The sequence below is a fragment of the Hydrocoleum sp. CS-953 genome, assembly GCF_002260545.1.
Taxonomy (GTDB): Bacteria; Cyanobacteriota; Cyanobacteriia; order Cyanobacteriales; family Microcoleaceae; genus Trichodesmium.
On sequence record NZ_LGSU01000386.1, the window covers coordinates 1 to 2,967 of the forward strand.

Here is a 2,967-nt window from a genome sequence, read left to right on the forward strand (position 1 = left end):
GTCTTACTGTCTGAAGTCTTACTGTCTGAAGTCTTACTGTCTGAAGTCTTACTGTCTGAAGTCTTACTGTCTGAAGTCTTACTGTTCGTTCTAGATGCTACTTGTTGACTTGTTTTTTGTTGTGGACTGCTTTGTGTAGTTGTATTTGATTGAGAGGAAGGTTCCCGTGAATCTATTGTTTGAGATGACTGTTGTGGATTTTGTTGTTGCACAGGTTGGCGTGAATCTCCAACCTGGTTTGTGGGTTGAGTTCTCCCTGGTGGTGTCCAAGAGGAAGGTGATTTAGTTTCGGGTAGATTCGGGATATTTGGTACTTGTTGACTGCTGAGTTCAGGAAGTTGGGTAAATATGGAATCATCCGTTTGATCAGAGTCCTGACGTGGCACTGGGATACTTGGTAAACCTGAGAAAGGATCTTTTGTATCTGGACTTGCCGGAATAGAAGTTTGTGTTTGAGAGGTTGTGTTAGTTTGAACTTCTTGTTTAAGGGATTTAGTTCTTTCATTCGCGTCTGTAGACCGAATTAAATCTGTTGATATTTCCGACTTCTGGGGAACATCTGGAGATGGAAAAGGTCCATCAGTAGGTTGTGAAGATGGAGATTCTGGAGCTTCTAATTTTGTGCTAGGGGAAGTTTCTGAAGTATTCGCAGTAGAACTGTCTCTACCATTGATAAAAGGAAGAGAGTCACATCCACTTATCCAGAGAGATAATATACTTGCTCCTGCTGTTAAGAAAAGTTTACGCATTACGATTCTGAAAAATCTAATATTGCACAGGATAGCATTGACATTATCCCTACGGATCGCTTGAGCGAAAACTCGAAATTCCTAGACATGAGGTTAGGGTTTCCGGAGCTTTCCATAGGAAAGCTATTCTGAAATAGGGTTTTGGTTTCTGCTGGGTCTTGCCTCCTGGGGAGGTGCTGCGCTTTTCATTTCCCGCAGTGCGACATAGCACTTGGTTCTAAAGCCATTTAATCTTTCTGGTTTTACGCTTGCTCGACAGAGTGAAACTACTAGCCTAAAAGTCTTATTTATGGTAACAGATTAATTTTAGAAGTGCAATATTGATGGGTATTTATCCCAACGGTATGATAATTTGGCTAAATTGTAGTCTACTGAAGTACAATGACTAAATTTTCTAATTTTTGAAAAAACAATCAATAATCACAAAATTAAGGCAGGGCAAACGCATCTAAATTATGGAGTAGTAGATGCTCTGGGTAATCCTACTCTTTTTTTTACTCCAGGTCAAGCTTTTGACTTAGATGGAGCAGATGTTTTATTACCGATGGTAGAAGCAGAAGCGGTACTAGGAGATAAAGCTTATTATGCTCTTTCTTAGGGTAATTGGGCTTTTGAATGAGAGAGGAATAGAAGTAGTGATTCCTCCTAAAAAAAACCGAAAAGAACTTCGTAATTACGATGAAATATTGCAGTTAGCAAGTCATCTTATAGAAAATTTTTTCGCCAAACTCAAACAATATAGAGCGTTGGCCGAGCCTAGTGGCAGCTATATCGCTACGAGATACGATAAACGTTCGGTTAACTTCCTAGGAGGAATTCCTAGAGGCAGCTTCAGTCATTTTATTGACATAGCGATCGCCATCTCCATGCAGCATAAAATACCCATTTTGTCAACCTCTTTAATTGATGACACGTCCTAGAAAGAAGAGGTAATTATTAATTGTTGAACCAGACCGAAATAGTGTTTTTGTCAGGTTATTATGAACGATAAAACTAACAACCACGTTCTACAAATACAGAGTTTCTAGGTTGAAATACTGAAGTAGGGGGTGATACTCTTCTAGGGCCTTGTTGGGCTATATCCATACTATCGTCACTTGGTACTATTCTTCTAACATTTTGTTGCCAAGTAACAGGAGATTTAGTTTCCGGAAGAGTAGGTAGGCTTGGTAATTGTTGGCCTTGTATCTCTGGTAATTGGCCTACTGAAGATTCTTCTTGTATTAATTCTGGCACTGGAATTTGGGGCACAACAGAAAATGGGTCTCTAGTTCTAGGAACAAATATTGTTTCCGAAGGACCTTGATTTGTTGTAATACTATCTGGCTGATTTTCGAGGTTTTGCTTTAGAGATTTTTCTCTTTCTTCTGGATCGGTAGATTTGATTAAGTTAGCGACTGTATTGGACTTTTCCGGAACTTCTGCCGATGGAGATAGTGAATCAGAAGATGGAGGGGCTGAAACCTGAGCCAGGATTTGCTGATCAAAACTGCTGGAATCTGATAATTTTATCCCTTGCATCTCCTCATCATTAACTGCTAAGGATTCACATCTAAGTATCCAGAAAGCTAATATTCCTATACTGACAAAATACAACAGCTTGCTCATTTTTAGGTTTTGTTCCTGTTTAGCAATATCATTTTAGTTTATTGTTAGTATTATGGTTGCTGGTAGATCCATCATCAAAATTTTCAATCCTTATCAAGTAGGATATCACAATTTCATCATTTTTAAGGATTTCACAAGATTTATTTCTCCTTACTTTTTGGTTTAAATCTTAATTTTTTCCTAAGTAATTTTAAACCTCGCAATTATCATAAGTAATCGGACATAATTATGACTGGCTGAATAAATCCAAAGCCTTATTGAATCAAGATTTTTATGTAAGCATTTCCTGCGGAATGCTGCACAAACAGCTATTAGTAGTTAGCTCTCAGCTTTTACTTGGTCATTCTGTGCAAAAAGATGCCTGAAAGTAATAACTTATTAAGTTTAGCTGATGACCTTTTTTGTGTCGGACTTTTAATTATCGCTATCAGACTAATTCCTTCTTGTAGCTAATAGGTGATAGCTGATAGCTGACCGCTAAATACTTACATTTTTACCGAATTATTAATTATTAATTATTAATTATTAAATAATTCTGGTTTAAAGCCTCCCCTTTTAAGGGAAAAAAAAGAAATAATATTTCCTTATCTTCAATTCTCTCGGTTTTAAC

General features: G+C 37.5%; 3 protein-coding genes. 1 reads left to right on the forward strand and 2 read right to left on the reverse strand.

The window, feature by feature from the left end; all coding sequences use genetic code 11:
* Positions 1-749, reverse strand: a 749-nt coding sequence (locus AFK68_RS03730; protein ID WP_143437484.1) for a hypothetical protein, incomplete at its 3' end; no start/stop codon positions are given.
* Positions 750-1,384: 635 nt separating this feature from the next.
* On the opposite strand from AFK68_RS03730, the gene AFK68_RS03735 reads away from it, so the two are divergent.
* Positions 1,385-1,669: a hypothetical protein gene (locus AFK68_RS03735; protein WP_143437485.1), complete on the forward strand. Its 285-nt coding sequence runs from the start codon at positions 1,385-1,387 to the stop codon at positions 1,667-1,669.
* 73 nt (positions 1,670-1,742) lie between these two features.
* Here AFK68_RS03735 and AFK68_RS03740 read toward each other — a convergent pair whose 3' ends face one another.
* The gene (locus AFK68_RS03740; protein ID WP_094671652.1) at positions 1,743-2,357 is read right to left on the reverse strand and encodes a hypothetical protein; all 615 of its coding nucleotides are present in this window, start codon (positions 2,355-2,357) and stop codon (positions 1,743-1,745) included.
* Positions 2,358-2,967 lie beyond the last annotated feature (610 nt).

Bases quoted from the DNA above. Each gene is read 5' to 3' on its own strand.
- AFK68_RS03740 (WP_094671652.1), bottom strand. From the start codon at position 2,357: ATGAGCAAGCTGTTGTATTTTGTCAGTATAGGAATATTAGCTTTCTGG.